Below are 20,092 nucleotides of genomic sequence, written 5' to 3'. Positions count from 1 at the left end.
TTTTAATTTTTAATTTCAAATGAAAGGTAGCCAATTTTTAAATGACTAAATAAGGAACCTTTTAAAAATTTAAGCATTCGGCACTTATTCATTTAAAATTTAGCCTTTAAAATTTAAAATTATGGATGGGATTTTTTCTTAGATTTCTCCAACGTAGTCGTGTTGACACACTTCTCGGGTCGAAATGACAAAGAAAGCAGGATAATCGTGGTAAAACTATTACCTAAAATAGCCGAAGTACTAGTATCTCGATCGGGACAGAAAGATATTTTTAGCTATACCATTCCGGAAAAATTATCCACCGTACTCGAAGTTGGCCATGTAGTAAAAGTGCCGCTTAAAAATAAAATTGTGGATGGGGTGGTTTGGGATATAAATTCAAGCACGCCAAATTATACCTTAAAACCAATCAAAAATATCATTGATCCGGAATTAAAATTACTACCGCATCAAAAAGAACTGGCAATTTGGATGTCTAAGCAATATCTGGCCCCACTTTCGGATTGCGTTTTTGCATTCTTACCGGTATTTACCAAGTCTGTGGAATCCACCCCTAAGGAGGTGCCGGTTCACGTCGGGGGTGATAAACTTGAGCTAACCGAAGCTCAGACTCACGCATTATCTATAATCAACGCGTCAGAAAAGCCTATTCTATTATATGGCGTAACCGGTTCGGGTAAGACCGAGGTTTATTTGCGATGCGCCGAAAAAATAATTAATCAAAACCTAGACGGGCTTATTTTAGTGCCCGAAATCGCTTTAACTCCCCAAACCCTAGCGCGGTTTACAGATCGGTTTGGCATATCAGTTGCGGTTTGGCACAGTCAACTTTCTACCAGTGAGCGCCGCCGAATTTATTGGCAAATTCGGCACGGGCAAGTTAAGCTGGTGGTTGGCTCTCGGTCGGCATTATTTTTACCGTTTTCTAATTTAAAATTGATTGTTATAGATGAAGAGCATGAATCAAGCTATTATCAAGAAAGCTCGCCTCGCTATCATACACGGGCAGTTGCTGGCCAATTAGCCAAGCAGTTGAAAGCAAAGCTAATTTTAGGTTCAGCTACACCTAGTTTAGATAGTATTACGCAGGTTAGTATGAAAAAGTATGATATTTCTAAGCTCGAAAATCGTATTAATCAACCATTTTTGCCCGAAAACGTGATAGTCGATTTACGTCAACATCGACTTAATGGTGGTTTAATTTCTGATCCGCTGAAAGAATACATCACTCAAACATTAGAAAAGCAGAAACAGGTGGTTTTGTTGCTTAACCGGCGAGGCACATCGGCATCATTATTTTGCACTACCTGCGGGCATATCATTTTTTGTCCAAACTGTAATGTCCCACTCACTTTTCATGTTGCTCGTGGAAGATCAATTATGCGCTGTCATCACTGCGATTATGCCGACGATGCGCCGGCACTTTGCCCAAATTGCCAGAGCGATTCATTAAAACACCGTGGCAGTGGTACCGAAAAAATTGAATCCGAACTGCATCAGCTATTTCCGCAGGCTCGGTTGTTAAGGATGGATAAGGATACCACGGTAAAACGTGACAGCATTGCCGAGATGTATCAGCAATTTGCCGCGCACAACTATGATATATTATTGGGTACACAGATGATCGCTAAAGGTTGGGATATTGCCAACGTCAATTTGGTGGGGATTGTTTTAGCCGAATCCGGGTTAATGTTACCCGATTTTCGAGCGGCTGAGCGTACCGCCAGTTTGTTAATTCAAGCATCGGGGCGGAGTGGCAGGGGAGCGGACAGAGGGATGACGGTTATTCAAACCTATCAACCCGACCATCCGATCATCAAATTTGCGGCCATGCACCAATATGGGCAATTTGCCCAAATTGAGTTGGCCAGTCGGCGAGAATTCCACTATCCCCCATTCAATTCGCTTATTCGCTTGCTTTACCAGCATACCGATATGCAAAAATGTGTGGATGAAACCGCTAAAATGCATCAACTATTGTCTAAATCCCTTTCGGGAGTTGAACTAGTTGGCCCATCAAGCTGTTTTTACGATAAAATTCGCGGCCGGTATCGTTATCATATATTGATTAAGATTTTGGATGAAGGGCAAATTGATCAAGTAAAATCTCAAATACAAGATTTAACAAAGCCTTGGGTGATCGAAATAAACCCCGAGAGCGTTTTATAGTAATTTGAAATTTACCCGTCCTTCGCCATAAGGCTACGGAGGGCAGGCAATTTGAAATTTTTACTGCGTGAGGATAGGGGATGGTTCTTTTATATAGATTCCGGATCTAGTCCGGAATGACAAAGGAAAGCGAAGGTGCGAAGTCGGCAACACCTCCGAGGGTGTGAAGCTATATCACTTCGGGAGTGTGAAGCGATAGTATGACCTGTGTAGGGGCGGACTCACACCTGTCCTCCGTAGCTTTAGCGAAGGGGGATGTCCGCCCGCTTGAGTCGATTTGACAATCTCCTCGGGTCGAGATGACAGCTACTTGTGATTTTCTTTTGTTCGATAATCAAGTAAGATACATTTATGTCAGATAATTATGCCGTGGTGGACATTGAAACCAAAGATAGCTTTGCCGATGTCGGTGCCTACGACGCATCCAAATTAAATATCTCTGTGGTTGGCATTTATACCAAAGCCGACGATACTTTTAGATGTCTGGAAGAACACGAATTAGATCAGCTGTGGCCACTGCTTGAGCACTCCGACCGCGTAATTGGTTTTAATTTACTCGGATTTGACTATCCGGTAATGCAAAAATACTATCGCGGCAAACTGGCCGATCTGAATACACTAGACATTCTATATGAATTCAAAAAACACCACGGTTTTCGTATCAAACTAGATTCGCTTGCACAAGACACGCTTGGTGTTGGAAAATCGGGTGATGGATTGAAAGCAATCAGACTATTTGCACAGGGCAAAATGGATGAACTAAAGAGTTACTGTTTAGATGATGTTCGCATTACTCGCGACCTGTTTTTACGAGGTATTGAAACAGGTGAATTATCTTTTCAAGATAAAGGGGTAAAGCGGGCTTGGAAAGTTGATTGGGTTATCCACAAGCCGGAAGGCTCAGGTGGGGTTCTTACGCTCCCGTTCTAACTATTTACGCATAATTGATCTTGAAACAAGATAACCCTGTTTTTGCATCAAAATGGCAGGATTTAAAAAGTTATCCACAGGATGGATGATTTTTGATCTCAAAATTTGACTATATATTTCTGAAAAAAGACTGATATGATTAATTATAGATGGGTTAATCCGTCTGAATCTTATTGTTTATATTAAAACTATCAATGCCTTGAAAGGGGGGCAAAGTGAGAAAAATATCGATTTTGTTGGGGGGAATAAAAAAGGGTAGAGATATGTTAGCGCGACTGTCAATGTTAGCGCTAGTTTTGTCTTTAGTGAGCATGCCTTCGTTGGTTGCACCCAAACATTGGGCAAATAACCTTGTTAATCGCGGGGGGATTACATCTTTGGACGGTGGAGCTGATAATATTCGTACTACATATTTTTCTTCCGGTACGGCTCAAGCGGGTAGCGTACCTCCTCACGTAGTTTCTTATTCAGCCGCTCCGGGCGATACTTATCCCTGGGAGGGGAATGATAATAATATCAATACCGGTAATGGTAATAAATTAACCGCTATTGGCATTGTTGGTTGGAGAGCGCTAGGAGGGATGCCGATTGATATGTCGCTATACCATAACAGTCAGGGTACGCATAACTCTGAACTGGGGTACAAGTGGACATTCTCGTATGATATCTATCTTGTTGTAGATGGTAGTGGCAACGCTGTGGTTCACTGGGGTGATGACCTTGCTTACCAATTTACCAAAAGTGGTAGCAACTATACCGCTCCTACCGGAATATTCGAGACGTTTGTAGCTAACGGTAGTCCAATTACCAGCTATGATTTAACCAAGAAAGATGGAACGGTTTACCATTTTACTAATCCAAATAGCACCGGTTGGTACCTTGCCACCATAACAGATTCAAACGATAACGTAACTACAATAGCTCACGATGCTAATGATTATTTAACCAGTATCACAGACCCAACTAATCGGGCCATTACACTTTCATACGATGGTAATAATCGCATTAGCACTATTACAGACCCGGCTAGCAGGCAGTGGACTATCTCGTACACCAGCGGCAACTTAACTCAGGTTACTTTGCCAACGGTCGGCGGGAATAGTTACAATTATCAATTTGGCTACAATGCCAATCACTGTATTACTTCTATGACAGACCCGCGGGGTCACTCTTCTACAGCTGCGTATTACTCTGACAATAGTGTAGATTATGCAGAGGATGCTGAGGGAAATCGTACGACATATATATACATATCCGGCCAAACCACCATCACCGATGAAAACAGCCACTCTATTAAACACAATTATACATCTAGCAAACTCTCGTCTGTTGTTGATCAGCTAAACAACACCGAAACCTATACCTACGATGCCAGCTATAACGTGACTCGGGTGAACGATCGCCGTAACCATAATACAGACTACACCTATGACAGTAATGGCAACGTGTTAACCGTTACCAATCCGTTAAGTAAAGTTTGGACATACACCTATAATTCTCTGAACGAGACTTTAACTATTACCGATCCGTTAAGTCATTACACTTCTAACACCTACGACTCAGATGGCAATCTAACTCAAATTGAAAAGAAAACCAGTAGTGGTGGCTCGGTTATCTCTGATATTGACTTCACCTACAACGCAGACGGCACCATGGCTACCAAGACAGACGACAATAGTAATGTAACCACTTATGGTTATGACAGTGATGGCAATGTGAATAGCATTACTACTCCAAACAGTCATGAAGCCACCTACGTGTTCAACGATTTGGGGGTTATGACTACACGGACCGATGCTTTAAGTAACGACACAGACTACACTCTTGACAACTGGTACCGTGTCACAGGAGTGGATTACCCAACTGGCACCGACCCAACTTATTCCTACGATGCTAATTCAAACCTAACCGGCTGGACCGATGATCAAGGTACATGGGCAAGAGTTTATGACAATGATGATCGCATGACCTCCGAAAGCCTAGGTGGAACTACACGTGTTTCGTATTCATACGATGCATCAGGCAAAAAGGGTCTGTTGTCCACAATGACCGATTCGGGCAGCCGCGTAATGACCTATGCCTATACTGCAAGAGATCAGATCTATACCGAGTCTGAAACCAATGGTACCACTACTTACACCTACGACAACAATGGTAACGAAACTAACATTACCAATCCAAATAGCACCACAGTTACTATGGTATATGACAATGCCAACCAGCTGACTAGCGTTACCAACAAAAACAGCAGCAACACCACCTTAAGTTCATTTGCCTATACCTACAATGATGACGGTACCGCCTATACAGTTACCGAAGATAGCGGAGACGTGGTTACCTATGGCTATGATGGTGCAGACAGATTAACCAGCGAAACCCGCACTGGCTCAAACTCATATAGCAAGAGCTACACTTTGGACGGTGTTGGTAATCGTACCGCCCAAACCGTTGGCGGTACATCTACCAGCTTTACTATTAATGATGATAACGAGGTAACAGCAACCAGTGGCGGGTTTACTAATAGCTACACTTACAATGATGCCGGATATCAGACTAACCGCACCTTGGCTGGAACAAGCTACGACCTTACATACGATTACGAAGGTCAGCTTACCCAAATTTCTCAAAATGGCACCAACATTACCTATGCCTACGATGCGCTAGGTAGGCAATACAGTCGCACAGCAGGTGGAACAACTACCGTGTTTCAGATGACTGGAAATTCTATCCTATTAGAAAAACAGGGGTCAACAACAACTGGTACATATTCGTACGGTAACGATGTAATCCGTCGAGACTCCGAATACTTTTTGTATGATGGTGCAGGTACAAACAGAACCACTACTGCCTCAAACCAGTCTATCTCTGCTACCCTAACTACTGATGCTTATGCAAATACAGTTGCAACCTCTGGAAGCACTTATAACTTGTTGCAACTACCAAGTGAATGGGGAGGCGGATCAAGACTTCCGAATTTTGGAGATGGTGGATTGATGGGAGGACAATTTGACCCGCAATTAGGAAGGAGTATCTTACCAGGGCTTGATCCATTTAGAGACTACTTCCTTCCAACTCCAAAACCCACTCCATTTTATCCACGATTTTTTGTTGAACCAATTCCAACTCCTTCGAGAGATTATTCTCCGCCAATGATACCCCCTAATCCACCCAAAAATAGGGGTGGTTGGAATCCTCCGGAAAGAGACAGACAAAATCCACCATCAAATGGAGGCAGAAAACCCCCAGTCGTTCCGCCATATACTCCCCCGAAGGGACCCGATTTCTCTTGCGCGAAGAGGTACATGGAGCAACAATGCGAGCGAGATCGTCAAGAATACAATAAGTTGAAAAAACAACTGGATAAAGTGACATTTGAATTGATAGATAACGATATTAGGAACGGTAGAGATCCCAAAACAGGGAAACCATTCTAGATAATAGAACCAACCTAGTTTTAAAGCTGATAATTTGAGAGCAACAACTGTTAGGGTGAAAAACACCTAGCAGTTGTTGTTCTTTGTGGCTTTGTCATGTAAAAATGTATTATAATATTTAAACAATTTGTTATAATAATGTCGTTATGCACCAAGAAGTGTATTTGAAAGTGCCTTAACAACTCAACATAATCAGCGAGGAGTGCAAGATGAAATGTTCAACCTCTGCCATCCTTACGTTCGCTGTGTTGTGCTATGCTGGTCAGTGCGCTTGGGCTGCGCAATCGCATGATACCAGTACGATAGATGAACGCGGTATGTTGTCAACGCGGTTCATGGCCGATGCCATCATGGTGTCACGCGATCCCGAGCAACGAAAAGCTGTACTCTGGGCCAGTGAGCGCTACAAAGTGGGAGATTTGGAGGTACGCCAGGTTAGTACTGATGGTAAGTTGGCAATTGTGCCACTATTATCGAAGTCGGAATGTTCGAAAGCCGGGGTACTGCCAAGTAACCAGTCTGAGTACGATCCGGTGAACAATAGGATATTGATATCCCCGGTTTCTCCTAGAACCTCGTCTCATACGCGTGGCGATATTCTGTCTCACGAGTGCTTGCATGCCTATCGCGACCATACGATTCCCGGAGTGCGTCAGAAGTTCTATGATCCGAACACTGAAATTGATGAAGAACGGATCATCTACGCAATACAGGGAAACAACTCAGCCTTATGTTATGGAAAACCGTACCAAGTTGCATTAGAACGGTTGGTGAAACGGTTCTTGCGGCACTACCACACAAGCCGAATCCCGGTGGGGGAGGCGCCATATCCGCAGCCGTCACCCAAGGCGTTCTGGGTGTTTACGACATACGGTGAACCACTGCTGTCCGACGAAGATTGCGAAAACCGGAGCAGCATTTTGGCTCACCACGCGTTCTACGTAATGGTTGACCGGTATGCCAAGGGCGATGTCGCCCGTAAGACAAAGCTAAAGAACGGATTCACTCGCGCCTGCTCGATTATGGCAGACAAGCAGTACAACAACCCCAAGCCATAGCTATGTTGCTAACGGGTATCCCCAGTGGGGGTGCCCGTTTTTCTTTCAAATAGATTCCGGGTCTAGCCCGGAATGACACGGTGGGATTAGCCAAAAGGGCTACAATCAAGTAAAATTAAATAGATAAGAAACAAGGAGAGAGCTAATATGCCTGATCAGCCAAAGGGGGTAAAGTTTCCAGATTCGCCAAAGTACAAAATCGCCGTTTCCGGTTCGGCGGTTAATAATTGCGCCCCGGGAGCTTATCAAAAAGCCAAGATTGTGGGTGAAGAAATTGCCAAAAATGACGCTGTGCTGGTTACTGGCGCTACCACCGATATCCCACACTGGGCAACCATTGGTGCCAAAGAGCACGGTGGTATTAGTATTGGATTATCCCCTGCCTCGTCTAAAGCCGAGCATGTAAAAAAATATCGTTTGCCGGTTAGCTATATGGATTTAATTATTTATACCGGTTTTGATTATTCCGGGCGCAACCTGTTGATGATTCGTTCTGCTGATGCGGCCATATTCATCTGTGGGCGTATTGGCACGCTGAATGAATTTACTATCGCATTTGAAGACAAAAAACCAATTGGTATTTTAACCGGTTCGGGCGGTATTACTACGGAAATTGAAGGCATTTTGGATACGGCAAAGCGTGGTCACAATAATATTGTATTTGATGATGACCCAGCCAAGTTGGTTAAAAATGTGATTGGTATTATTCACGAACAAGAAAAGCACACACCGGAACAGGACAGAAGATTTGATTAAGAATCTTTAAGAGGGGTAAAATGACAATTCAATTTTTGGGGGCAGCGGGTGAGGTAACCGGTTCCAGCTATTTTATTGAGGATGGAGACACTCGCTTTTTGATTGATTGCGGCATGTTTCAAGGGTCAGACGAAGCGATTGAAAAGAACAAGGCGCGCTGGCCGTTTGAACCGTCAAGCTTAGATTTTGTGCTACTTACTCATGCTCATTTTGATCATTGCGGCCGTTTGCCCAAGCTTTATCATGATGGTTTTAGAGGCCATATTTATACCACCGCTCAAACTGCTGAGCTAGCCGATCTAATTTTAGCCGATGCGGCTGATTTGATGTTTCATGAAGCTAAAACACATCATGACATCCCGTTGTACACCTTAAACGAGGTTAAGGCGCTAAACAGTATGTATCGCCCGGTTCCTTACAAAACATCTACTCGTATTTCGGACAAAGTGAGTGTAATTTTTCACGACGCCGGTCACATTTTAGGTTCGGCAATTATTGAAGTGATAATTAACGGAAAACATATTATTTTTTCGGGCGATTTAGGTAACGATCCGGTGCCGCTGATGAATCCACCGGCTCAGCCCGAATCTGCTGATGTTGTGGTGGTAGAGTCCACTTACGGTGATCGTTTGCACGAACACTCAGATCGGGTAGCCGAGCTTAAAAAAGCGGTATTAGATGTGGTTGCTAACAAAGGCACGTTGCTTATACCCGCTTTTGCCTTAGAGCGCACCCAAGAATTGTTATATCATTTTAACGATTTACGTGAGACGGGGGCCATTCCAGACATCCCAATTTTTGTCGACTCGCCATTGGCAATTGAGACTACGGCCGTTTTTCGACGCTACGAGAGCTTATTTGATTCGGACAGCCAGAAACACATTCAGCATGGTGATGATTTCTTTTCGTTCCCACACTTGAAATACTGTACTACGGTAGAGGAATCAAAATCAATTAATTTTGTGGCTGCACCAAAAATTATTATCGCCGGGTCTGGAATGATGAATGGTGGGCGAATATCGCATCATTTAATTCACTACGGCGGCATCAAATCTACCATAATTTGCATTGTTGGTTTTATGGTTCAGCACAGTTTGGGCCGGCGCATTTTGGATGGTGAGCGTCAGATTCATGTAATGCATCAGGATATGACATTAGAGGCAGAAGTACGCCAGATTTCGGCGTTTTCAGCCCATGCTGATCAAGCTCAATTACTGGAATGGATCTCGGGCTATAAAAAAATTGGCCAGTTATATGTTACTCATGGCGAAGAAACAAGTCGTGAAGTGCTGGTGGGTAAGATAAAACAAGCGCACCCCGACTTGCGGGTTGAGATGCCGGAATTATTGCAGTCAGTTAACATTGAATAATCATCCTCCCATGCTGGTGTGTACTTTGTTGATATGCCTAAGGACTTTTACAATAATAAATTCTAAAATCGAAGCACCAAATTCGAAATAAATTTAAAGAACAAAATTAAAAATTTAGAATTTTCGATTTCTTATTTATTATTTTTTTCGAATTTCGGATTTAGTGCTTAGTGCTTGGATAAATCGGTGGACATATTAATCAAGCGACGACTATTGTGTAACACTACCTAAAACCATGAAAATAAGCTAAAGTATGAGTTATGGATAAGCTTTATGATCTGATTATTGTCGGAGGAGGAGCGGCGGGGCTAACTGCTGGTCTTTTTGCCTCTCGTCGAGGGCTTTCAACGTTGATTTTATCGTCCGATTTGGGTGGCCAAGCTGGAATTACCCCAGATATTGCAAACTATCCCGGCCTCCCGTTAACGGAGGGGGCAAAATTAATGGAACTTTTTGCCGCGCAAGCAGAAAAAACTGGTGCAAAAATTGTTTACGAAACTACTGCGTCCGTTCACAAAGCCAACGGGTTGTTTTTTGTCGCTACATTGACCAAAAAATATCAGGCTAATAGTATTATTTTGGCGTTTGGAAAAACACCGAATGATTTAGAAGTGCCTGGGGAAACCGAATTTAGAGATCAAATTTATCACCATATTCCGAAAAATCACCCTAAATACTCGAATGTTGTTGTAGTTGGTGGCGGTAATAGCGCGGTAACTTTTGCCAATGCCGTGGCAAAAAATGCCGAAAAAGTATATTTGGTTTGCCGAACTAGCGAACTTAAGAGCGAAGCGGTACTACTTAAAGAGTTATCCAAACGTAAAAACATTGAGGTTATTTATGACGCTTCGGTAGTGGCGGTTGAGGGTTCAAGCAACCTAAATAGCGTCAAGATATTACATCAAGATGTTGAAAAGAATATTCCCGCATCCGCCGTTTTTGTGGCGGTGGGATATAGTAACAAAACCGATTGGGTAAAACAGCTTGTGGCCGTAGATAAATTGGGTCAAATTATTATTCAGCCCGATTGTTCTACCTCAACCGAAGGCGTGTTTGCCGCCGGAGATGTTACCACCATGCCGTACAAACAGGTGGTTATCTCGGCTGGCGAAGGGGCAAAAGCGGCCATTGCGGCTCATCAATATTTATCTTCAAAAGCTGGTAAAGCGGCGCCACTAATTGATTGGGGGAAGCAAAAATCAGTAAAACGATCTAAGAAATAGTATGAAGAAGTCATACTATCCGTTTTTGCTACTTATTTGCGTCACCGTTTTGGTGGGAGTGGTGGGGGTAATTGCACGAACTTACGATCTGCATTTCCCAAACGAACGTATCTTTGACGAGGTCTATTTTCCGGTTTTTGCTAACGATTATCTAACCCGCACCGCTTTTTTTGATGTGCATCCCCCATTTGGCAAATGGTTAATTGCCATTGGTATGTTTATTTTCAAAGATAATCCGTTGGGTTGGCGCATTATTCCCGCAATTTTTGGCCTGGCGATTGTTCCATTATTCGCATTAATCAGCCTTAAACAGAATAAAAGTGTCGTTTCCGCTGTGATTATGTTCGCCCTACTTTCCGTGGAAACCATTTTGATCTCCTATTCACGCTCCGGGCTAATGGACGGTATCCTATTTTTCTTCATTTTTGCTTGTTGGCTTTATACTTTACGAGTAACGAAGCCAAAACAACTAATTTGGCTAGCTGTTCTACTTGGATTAACATTTTCCATCAAATGGATGGCGCTTGGTGTTCTTGCGCCCATCGGATACATAATGTGGCGCAAAAAAATGCTGTGGCGATTTATACTGAGCTTAACTATTACGGTTGTGATTTATCAAGCATTCGTGATGCTCGGGCAAGCGATTATTGCCTCCTCAAATCCATGGTTAGACGGTTGGTACTGGAATCAGCACGCCTGGAATTATCATTTAACCTTAACTGCCACGCACCCTTGGGGGTCACAATGGTGGACATGGCCGCTGTTAACCAGACCGGTACTGTTTTACTTTAACGAAGATTCCGGTGGTGTCACTCGGCTAATAACCGCCATTGGCAATCCATTGGTTTGGTGGACTAGCGGATTGGCGGTAATTTGGAGTGTTATTTATTTGATGTGGCAGCGGTTTAGATTAAAATTGTCTATCGCTGACCACGTTTTAACGCCGTTACTAATTGGATTCTTTGCGTTTTGGCTGCCATGGATGCCGATCAAGCGCGTCTTGTTTAACTATCATTACTTACCCGCTTACGGTATGGCACTGCTGATTTTAGGATATTGGTTGAACATTGTTTGGCATAAACAACCATGGTTATGCTTGCTAATCGTGATAATTTTACTTTCTTCCGGACTGTACTTTATTCCATGGGGCACGGGAACCGGGTTGTCGCATTTCTGGCTAGCTCGGCACGTGTGGGTTAATTCTTGGTTGTACTAATATAGTAATTACCTTAGAATAAGCTAAAGGAGGATTTGTGGAAAAACAAATTCGTAAATTTCGGGTTTATAACACACTAATGGGGTTTTTGCACTTTGTGCAGGGGGTGGTGATAATTTGTCTGAGCACCAATTTTAAGTTGCCGGTAAACACCAGTTTTTTGCAGTTCAATTCGTTCACACAAACGTTAGATTCAGCTACAAAGAATCTGTTTCACGTTAATTTGGGCTATGGTGTGGCGCTATTCTTCTTTATTTCGGCATTGTTTCATTTTGCTATTGCCACTTTTTACTATCGCACCTACGCTGCCAATTTAGAAAAGGGGATGAATAAAGCGCGCTGGTACGAATATTCAATCTCGGCTGCGCTTATGATTGTGCTAATTGGCATGCTAAGCGGGATATATGATTTATCTAGTTTAATGATGATGTTTGGTTTAACCGCGGTGATGAACTTATGTGGTTTGGTGATGGAAGTTTATAATCAGAAAAAATCAGACGTAGACTGGACTGCTTTTTCGGTGGGTAGTTTAGCGGGATTGTTGCCATGGGTAGCGATTGCTATCTACTTTTGGGGTGCGGGTACGGTTGAAGGTAACGCTATTCCCACGTTTGTTTATTGGATTTTTGTATCCATCTTTATATTCTTCTTTAGCTTTGCTTTGAATATGTATTTGCAGTATCAAAAAGTGGGGCCGTGGAAGAACTATTTATTCGGCGAAGGAATGTATATTTTACTCAGCTTGGTGGCGAAATCGCTACTGGCTTGGCAGATCTTTGCCGGTACTCTAAGGCCGATGTAGGGTTCGGAAAATTGAGAATGGATGATGGAAGATGGAAAGAACCTCGTCATCTCAAATTCGCCAGCTGGCGGAGAGAGATCCCGTATTGATCTAAAACAGTCGGGATTTCTCGTCGTTCGACTTCGCTCACGATTGTCGAAATGACGAGTAATGTCAAAGCGTACTTATGCCAGTTATTGACATCCATATTGACAAAAATTAAAAATAATGATATTTTTGTAGCAAGATCTTCAATTACCTTCGGGAGGTGAGCGCTGTGCTGGTATTTGGCATAGTCAGCAGGGTAGAGGATGCGACTGCTCAGACTAGGGAATGGCAGGGTGTCGAGATAGTCTCCGGAAAGTCCATCTTGAGGGGTGTTCGGTTCCCGTCTGAGGAGATCACCGACAGTGTGGTGGGCAATACGATCTTCTTCGAGATGGACGAAGTTCCAGGGATGCGTGGCCATTACACAGGTCATGTGATCAAGGCGATTCTGCCCTGAATGGGAAAGGGCGTTGATTGCCAACTTAGGCGTCGCGAGCAACTGTTGCGCGACGCCTTCGCATTAATATATTTTGTCACTGTTATTTTTTGTCTCCAACCGCTATGATATAAGTATTATGGCGAAAAAAGAAGACATTGTTAAATTAGTCGAATCATTAGCCAACAAAGCCGATCTGAAAAAATTGGCTCGTCTTGAGGCGTTGGTGCCAGAGCTCAAACTGATTGACGAATTACTGGGTCATAACGCCGAAACCGCACGTGATCAAGCCAAGCAGCAAGCCCAGAGTCTGCTATCTAACATTCCAGACGAAGATAAAGCCAGTATTATAAATTTATTGCCACGCGCAACTGCCGAGTCGCTAACCATTGCATTGCAGATGCTAAATTATGATTTTAAGCCACAAATTGCATTGATTTTTCACATTGATGATTTGATCGTTACTGATCACGACATTCCGCAAATTCGCACCGAATTGATCCCATATTTTACTCAGTTTATTGCAAATCACCCAACCGCTCATATGGTCTTTTTGTCCCACGATTCAGCTGATGTTACCACCATTTTAATTACCGCGCTTGTTGGTGGTGTGGCAATTGCCGATGGTCGGGTGAGTATTGTATATGAATCTGGTCTTGGTCTGTATCTTGGCGGTGATAAAAAAGAGAAGAAAGATTTTACCGAGGGTGTGCGCGGAGAAATCACTCAGGTTATGGACCGGGTGGCATTGGCGGCCAGCAGTATGTCAAAAGATCAAAATATTCGAGATAAATTCTACTTCAGCTCGACCGAGTTTTCTTGTGGAATTAGGGTGCATCCATTCGCTCGTGGGACTGATAACTCGTTAGATAAAGATGCCGCTAAAATGTTAATGTTGTGTTTTGCAACCGCATTAGCCGATTTGGTTAAAGAAGATGTTGAAGCTGTCCAAAATCATGCTACCAACTTTTTCCTCAACGCTGATCCGAGTTTAAGTGGGATTTTTGCCGCTCAGCCCGATGATCGTTTGTGGGATATGGAGCGCATAGATCAGTATCTAAACAAAATTAGTTTTGTGCATCTGGGTTCAAGAGGTTCAGTAATTCGTCCAGGCGAGATAACGGATATTCCGGCAGTAGAAACCGTTTTGCAGGCTATCGGTAAAGATATTTTTGTAGCAGTTTGTGGCGATAACCGATTTTCATTGCCGATTATGCAGTGGGCGGCTAAACTTCCATCTGGCATGGTTAGCTGCTCAGAGGGCGCAGATGTAATGATACGCCGTTTGGTTGAGCGCACCGGAGGCATTGAATATGCCTCTGGAAACATCGCGGAGATCATGGTTATATTAGATAGCTATTTAACTATTAAAACATTAATAAAATAAGGCGTTAATATGGCAAGTAAAATCTGTTTATACACCATCTCTGGTAGCGAGCACTGTCGCCTTACCAAGGCGCTATTACTCGATCTCAAGGTTGATTTCGAGGAAGTAAATTTGGATAAAGATGATGACGCAAAGGAAGAGTTGGTAAAAGTGACAGGCCAATGGAGCGTGCCGGCGTTAATTACAATTAATGCGGATACCAGTGATGTAGAAAACATTGTGATCGGATTCGAGCCCAACGCCATCAAAGACGCAGTTAAATAACATTATTAATAGAGGGGTATTTTAATGGAGGGGTTGGGTGTTAAGCATCGATTTTTAATCGAAGACAAGATCGATCAGGTCTTTGATTTTTTGCGAACTTCTAGTGACGGCTTGACCGAGTACGAGGCAGATAAACGGCTGCAAGGTCTAAAGATTCGTGAAGCCAAACAAAATCAACTGTTTTTTTGGCTAAAGTTATTTTTAAGCCAGTTTAAAAGTGCGCTCGTATTTCTACTGTTTATTGGCGCGATTTTTTCCTTTATAGTTGACGAAAAGTCGCAAGGGTGGGTAATTTTGACCGTGGTGTTAATAAACGCAATCATCGGTTCGGTTCAAGAATATCGGGCTGAAAGTGCACTGGCCGAATTCAAAAAATTAATACCCCAGTATTCTCGTGTCAGACGCAAGGGTGGCATCGCTACTATTAGATCAAAAAATATTGTTTTGGGTGACATCTTGCTGATTTCCGCTGGCGATATGGTGCCGGTTGATGCCAGACTGATTAAAGCCTCGTCATTAAAATTAAATGAATCCGCACTTACCGGAGAATTTGAATCAAAAATAAAGTATGCCGGAGAGCTTAAACACAGCAACCGTCCTATTGCCGAGCTGGACAACTGTGTGTTTGCCGGCACAAGCGTGGTTGAGGGAGATGCTGAGGCGGTGGTGATTGCCGTTGGAGAGCAAACGGTGATTGGCCAGGTTGCCGATTTAGTACTGGCGGCAAAACCACCTAAAACTCCGTTAGAAAAGCAAATTGATCAAATTAGTCGTTTCTCTGCGGTGTCCGGACTAATTATCGGGTTGGTAATTTTACTGTTAAGCATCTATTCAGAACGTTCAATAACCCAAACGATGTTACTGGTGATTTCGTCAATGGTGGCCATTGTGCCTGAAGGATTGACCTCGGCGGTTTCGGTTACATTGGCAGTGGGTTCAATGCGATTGGTCAAAAAACAAGCCATTGTGCGTAGGTTACCAATAGTGCAAACACTGGGATCGGTAACAGTCATTTGTACCGATAAAACCGGTACCTTAACTAATAACCAACTAGAACTGTCTGAAACCAAGATGTTAAACCAGTCAAAACAGAGCTCAGAATGGTATAACGCCATTATCGCTTGTTGCAATTCGGCGGTTATTTCAACCAAGGGAGTAATTGGCGATCAGGTTGATGTGGCGTTGTATCAATCAATGAACCGCAAGGTGTTTAATCTTGAACGAAAACGATTTACGGAAATTGCACAATTGCCATTTGATTCAGTTCGAAAACGGATGTCGGTTATTGTGGAAGATGCCGAGCGCAATATTTGGTGTTTAACCAAAGGGGCGCCAAACGGTTTACTTAGCCAATTTAACGAACGTGTTCAGGATCAAATAGAACAAACAATGGATGAATGGTCGGAAAAAGGTAAAAAAATCATTATTTTAGCGATGAGGCAGATATCGAAAGATGAGTGGAAAAAATTCCAGCCAAATCCGGAAAATTTTGATGCCGAGATAGAGAATCACTTGCATCCTATTGCACTTGTTAGTTTAACTGATGCCCCAAAAACCGGCATCGACCGTTCAATCGCAATTTCCAAGGATGCAAATGTGCGTACCATTATGATCACCGGTGATTGGTCTAAAACCGCTATCAGTATTGGAAAACAAATTGGTTTGTACACCGATGACCCAAAAATCATCACCGGAAGCGAGCTGATGCATTTGTCTGTGAACCAACTCCGTCGAATGTTAAAGAACCCGGAGCCGGTACTTTTTTCGGAAATTGATCCACGACAGAAACAAAAAATCGTTCAAGCGTTGCAATCTAATTATGAAGTGGTGGGTATGACCGGCGATGGGGTCAACGATGCCCCAGCGTTGCGCCAGGCTGATATTGGTATTGCGATGGGTAAATATGGCACTGACATTGCTAGAGAGTCTGCGGGGATGGTGCTTAAAGACGACTCGTACTCAACTATTGTGGAATCAATTAAAGAAGGCCGGATTATATTTAACAACATTAGAAAGTTCGTGTTTTATGAATTTGCCACCGTTGCGGTGCAAATTCTAGTGGTAATTTTTGGATTAATGCTTGGCTTGCCGCCGGTTTTGTTGCCGGTACAGATTATTATTTTAGATTTTATGATCGGCCTAATGCCATCATTGGCTTTGGGCGTAGACGGTTCAGAACCGGACATAATGAGGCATCATCCCAGCCGATACAATCAAGTCTTAATTGCTTCGGTGACAATTTGGCGGATTTTACGAAATGGTGGCGTAGCTGCTTGTGGTGCAATATTATCATACTATGTCATACTTTTTCAGAACGGGTGGCGCTTTAATAGCGATATGGCAATTAGCCACGAAATGGCTACGATGGCTTCATCAGCCGCCTTTTTGGCACTGGCGCTATTTATGATTTCTTTTGCCTTACATTCACGCAGTGAAACTCAAACTTTAATGCAACTAACAAAAAAGCCAAACAATAAGTTACTGTTGGCGATGTTAGGGTCTTTCGTAATTACTTTGCTGGTTATCTACTTACCATTCTTTAACCAGGTATTAAACACTCGTCCGCTCTCGATTATCGGTTGGATTGCTCCGGTGTTATCTGCAATAGTAGTAATGATAGGCGAGGACTTGTTCAAAAAACGTCAAATTAGTCTCGGAAAATAGTAATAAATTGGTGGGCTTGGTAGGACTTGAACCTACGACCGGACGGATATAAGCCGTCTGCTCTAACCAACTGAGCTACAAGCCCGAATAAGTATTATCTGATTATATTCTTTTTAACCAACTGTTCCGACGATACTGTCGGGATCCCGACCGCAAGCGTCGGGAAGCTACAAGCCCGCGATATGTGATATGATATTCAAATTATAACTAAAAATGACCTATTTCGCAAGCTGGCAGTTGTTCTGTTAGAATAATAGTATGTGGAAAAAAATTGTTTTGGGGGTGGTTGTGGCCATTGTTTTGATAATTGTGGCTGCTTTGGCGTCCGAATATGCCTACGCTGATCAAATTCTGCCTGGCATCAAAATTGATGGCATAAGTTATGCCAAACAAAATCGAGCTCAATTAACCGAAAATTTATCCGCAGCAATGACAGAGCGCAATAAGCAAGGCATCACATTCACCTCGGGTGATGCTAAAAAAACCGCTTCATTATCCGATCTTGGTGTTACGATCAATACAAGCCAAATGATTGATCAGGCCTATAATTTAAGCCACGACAAAATTGTCGGGCTGGGACCATTCAAACTGCTTTGGGCATTTGTAACACAATCCAATAATATCAAACTGTCATATAAAATTTCTGAAACTACCAAAAAAACCTATTTTGAAAAAAATATTTACCCCACTTTTAGTCAACAACCCACCGACGCCAGCTTAAATCTATCTACCAATCCGGTTACGGTGAATCAAAATAGCAGTGGAATGTGGGTAGATAACGATGCGCTATCGGAAAGTATCGGTCGGGCTATCGTCCAACATCAAACTGCCATATCTGTTCCGCTCACGCCCAAATTGGCCGACATCCTCCCAGAGAATCTAACCATCGCGGTACAAGACGCTAACTCAATTCTAAATCATCAAATTACCCTATTGGCGAGCGAAAAAACTTTTCAGCCGAGTCGGGAAGAAGTGGCAAAGTGGATTAACGTACAATCGGTAGACAATGTGCTGAGAGCGCGAATAGATGGTGATAAGTTAAAGTCGTACTTAAACGATAGTATCGCATCTAAGGTAAACGCAAAATCCAAAAATACCGTAGTTGATCAAAATAACAACACAATTTCCACCGGACAAGATGGTGTGAGCCTGGTAATTGACGATTCGATAACGGCAATTCAAACTGCATTGGCTTCGACTGACATGAAACAAACAATTAGACTAGCGGTCAAAGTTCAAAGTAGCGCTACCACGGCAGTAAATACTCAAGATGGTAGCACCCCAGGCCAATATCCCGGCAAATACATTGAAATAAACTTAACGCTGCAGCGAATGTATTTGTATGAGGGGTCAACTTTTGTCAACAGTTTTCGAGTGTCCACCGGAAAATGGAGTACACCTACTCCAACTGGCACGTTTTCGATTCAAAACGCCATTCGTACTGCTTATTCATCTGCCTATGGGCTTTATATGCCATACTGGCACGCTATCACGCCTGATGGAGCGTACGGCATCCACGGTTTGCCGTATCGTGGTAATTGGGTGGAAGGCGCCAGTCATATTGGCACGCCGGTTTCGCACGGATGCGTTCGGTTGGGTAGTGGTGATGATGTATTTGAATACAACTGGGCCGATATTGGAACTCCGGTAGTGATTCATAAATAAATTTTTTATCTAGCTTAATATTAATTAAATCGGGTGGTGCGCGTACGCACCACCCGGGTACTCCCCCTACTCTGTTGATGGTCCCTCTCCCGACTCTGTTGACGGCGGCGTGTTGGCGCTGTAAACCAAGACGTCAATCCAGTGAAGATCTATCAGTTTACCCAGCTGAGGATTGCCGTGGCACGCGATCGCTCCCAGTAACCGGCCAATAACATTAGCCGTTTCTTGATAGAGGCACAGTGACAGAATCGCCGGGTTTCGTGTAAGTGTCCATTTCTGACCAGCGTACGGAGTCAGGATCAGGCTCGGTGTATTCCTGACTCCAGTGCACCGTTCAGAAATACCAATCTGTAAGACTGGCTCAACAACCATGACTGTCTTTATCACATTCGGTTCGCTCCCGCCAACTTCGTGCCACCTAATTGGCTTAACCAACTCGATGGACACTGAGGCTGGGTTGCTTACAACCACGAGCTTCTTTCCCATGCCCATCTGGTCGATGACGGCTTGCAGCACCAGCTCGATGTTACTGAGGATCTGACCTGAACCTTCTAGCATCGGATTGTCCCCCTGTGGGTTGGTTGGATTATTTACCGCCTTAAGAAAAAGCTTTCTCTTTCTTAAAGCGGTAATTTTGTAATGTGCAAAAATCTAGTTAAGTTATACCATCTTTTTAATTATTTAACTATAG

The 20,092-nt window shown here is 43.2% G+C and carries 15 protein-coding genes and 1 tRNA gene; 13 read left to right on the top strand and 3 right to left on the bottom strand.

Annotated features, from left to right (window positions below; all coding sequences use genetic code 11):
• Nucleotides 1-207 precede the first annotated feature (207 nt).
• The 9 genes from priA (at nt 208) to heR (ending at nt 12,958) form a co-directional block, all read left to right on the top strand.
• The gene (gene priA, locus WC773_02550; GenBank protein ID MFA6082265.1) at nt 208-2,169 is read left to right on the top strand and encodes a primosomal protein N'; all 1,962 of its coding nucleotides are present in this window, start codon (nt 208-210) and stop codon (nt 2,167-2,169) included.
• A 351-nt stretch (nt 2,170-2,520) separates the two neighbouring features.
• Complete coding sequence (locus WC773_02545; protein ID MFA6082264.1) at nt 2,521-3,099, top strand: ribonuclease H-like domain-containing protein; 579 nt, start codon at nt 2,521-2,523, stop codon at nt 3,097-3,099.
• Between the two features lie 263 nt (nt 3,100-3,362).
• Nucleotides 3,363-6,533: a DUF6531 domain-containing protein gene (locus tag WC773_02540; GenBank protein ID MFA6082263.1), complete on the top strand. Its 3,171-nt coding sequence runs from the start codon at nt 3,363-3,365 to the stop codon at nt 6,531-6,533.
• 209 nt (nt 6,534-6,742) lie between these two features.
• Nucleotides 6,743-7,591 carry a hypothetical protein gene (locus WC773_02535; protein ID MFA6082262.1) on the top strand — a complete coding sequence of 283 codons (849 nt, stop codon included), beginning with the start codon at nt 6,743-6,745 and terminating at the stop codon, nt 7,589-7,591.
• Nucleotides 7,592-7,738: 147 nt separating this feature from the next.
• Nucleotides 7,739-8,347 (top strand): hypothetical protein, encoded by a 609-nt coding sequence (locus WC773_02530; GenBank protein MFA6082261.1) that lies wholly within the window; start codon nt 7,739-7,741, stop codon nt 8,345-8,347.
• A gap of 20 nt (nt 8,348-8,367) precedes the next feature.
• Nucleotides 8,368-9,717 carry an MBL fold metallo-hydrolase gene (locus tag WC773_02525; GenBank protein ID MFA6082260.1) on the top strand — a complete coding sequence of 450 codons (1,350 nt, stop codon included), beginning with the start codon at nt 8,368-8,370 and terminating at the stop codon, nt 9,715-9,717.
• A 260-nt stretch (nt 9,718-9,977) separates the two neighbouring features.
• The gene (locus WC773_02520) at nt 9,978-10,940 is read left to right on the top strand and encodes an NAD(P)/FAD-dependent oxidoreductase (GenBank protein MFA6082259.1); all 963 of its coding nucleotides are present in this window, start codon (nt 9,978-9,980) and stop codon (nt 10,938-10,940) included.
• Nucleotide 10,941: 1 nt separating this feature from the next.
• The gene (locus WC773_02515; protein ID MFA6082258.1) at nt 10,942-12,156 is read left to right on the top strand and encodes a phospholipid carrier-dependent glycosyltransferase; all 1,215 of its coding nucleotides are present in this window, start codon (nt 10,942-10,944) and stop codon (nt 12,154-12,156) included.
• Nucleotides 12,157-12,193: 37 nt separating this feature from the next.
• On the top strand, nt 12,194-12,958 hold the full coding sequence (gene heR, locus WC773_02510; protein MFA6082257.1) for a heliorhodopsin HeR: 765 nt from the start codon (nt 12,194-12,196) through the stop codon (nt 12,956-12,958).
• Between the two features lie 46 nt (nt 12,959-13,004).
• Here the strand turns inward: heR and WC773_02505 are convergent, their stop codons facing one another.
• Nucleotides 13,005-13,406, bottom strand: a complete 402-nt coding sequence (locus WC773_02505; protein ID MFA6082256.1) for a hypothetical protein — start codon at nt 13,404-13,406, stop codon at nt 13,005-13,007.
• Between the two features lie 154 nt (nt 13,407-13,560).
• Between WC773_02505 and WC773_02500 the strand changes: the two genes are divergently transcribed.
• Genes WC773_02500 through WC773_02490 form a run of 3 tightly spaced genes read left to right on the top strand, consistent with a single transcriptional unit; the run spans nt 13,561 to nt 17,736 of the window.
• Nucleotides 13,561-14,808: a hypothetical protein gene (locus WC773_02500; protein ID MFA6082255.1), complete on the top strand. Its 1,248-nt coding sequence runs from the start codon at nt 13,561-13,563 to the stop codon at nt 14,806-14,808.
• A 9-nt stretch (nt 14,809-14,817) separates the two neighbouring features.
• Nucleotides 14,818-15,072, top strand: a complete 255-nt coding sequence (locus tag WC773_02495) for a glutaredoxin domain-containing protein (protein MFA6082254.1) — start codon at nt 14,818-14,820, stop codon at nt 15,070-15,072.
• A 24-nt stretch (nt 15,073-15,096) separates the two neighbouring features.
• A complete protein-coding gene (locus tag WC773_02490; protein MFA6082253.1) occupies nt 15,097-17,736 on the top strand; it encodes a cation-transporting P-type ATPase in 2,640 nt (879 codons plus the stop codon).
• An 8-nt stretch (nt 17,737-17,744) separates the two neighbouring features.
• Here the strand turns inward: WC773_02490 and WC773_02485 are convergent.
• Nucleotides 17,745-17,821 (bottom strand) — tRNA-Ile (locus WC773_02485).
• 173 nt (nt 17,822-17,994) lie between these two features.
• On the opposite strand from WC773_02485, the gene WC773_02480 reads away from it, so the two are divergent.
• Nucleotides 17,995-19,401, top strand: coding sequence for a L,D-transpeptidase family protein (locus WC773_02480; GenBank protein ID MFA6082252.1), 1,407 nt, complete (start codon nt 17,995-17,997; stop codon nt 19,399-19,401).
• A gap of 66 nt (nt 19,402-19,467) precedes the next feature.
• Here the strand turns inward: WC773_02480 and WC773_02475 are convergent, their stop codons facing one another.
• A complete protein-coding gene (locus WC773_02475) occupies nt 19,468-19,959 on the bottom strand; it encodes a hypothetical protein (GenBank protein ID MFA6082251.1) in 492 nt (163 codons plus the stop codon).
• Nucleotides 19,960-20,092 lie beyond the last annotated feature (133 nt).

Source organism: Patescibacteria group bacterium (assembly GCA_041660565.1).
Taxonomy (GTDB): domain Bacteria; phylum Patescibacteriota; class UBA1384; order CAJBMM01; family CAJBMM01; genus JBAZWC01.
The sequence above is the reverse complement of the archived record's forward strand: the minus strand, read 5'-3'. Positions and strand labels throughout refer to the sequence as shown.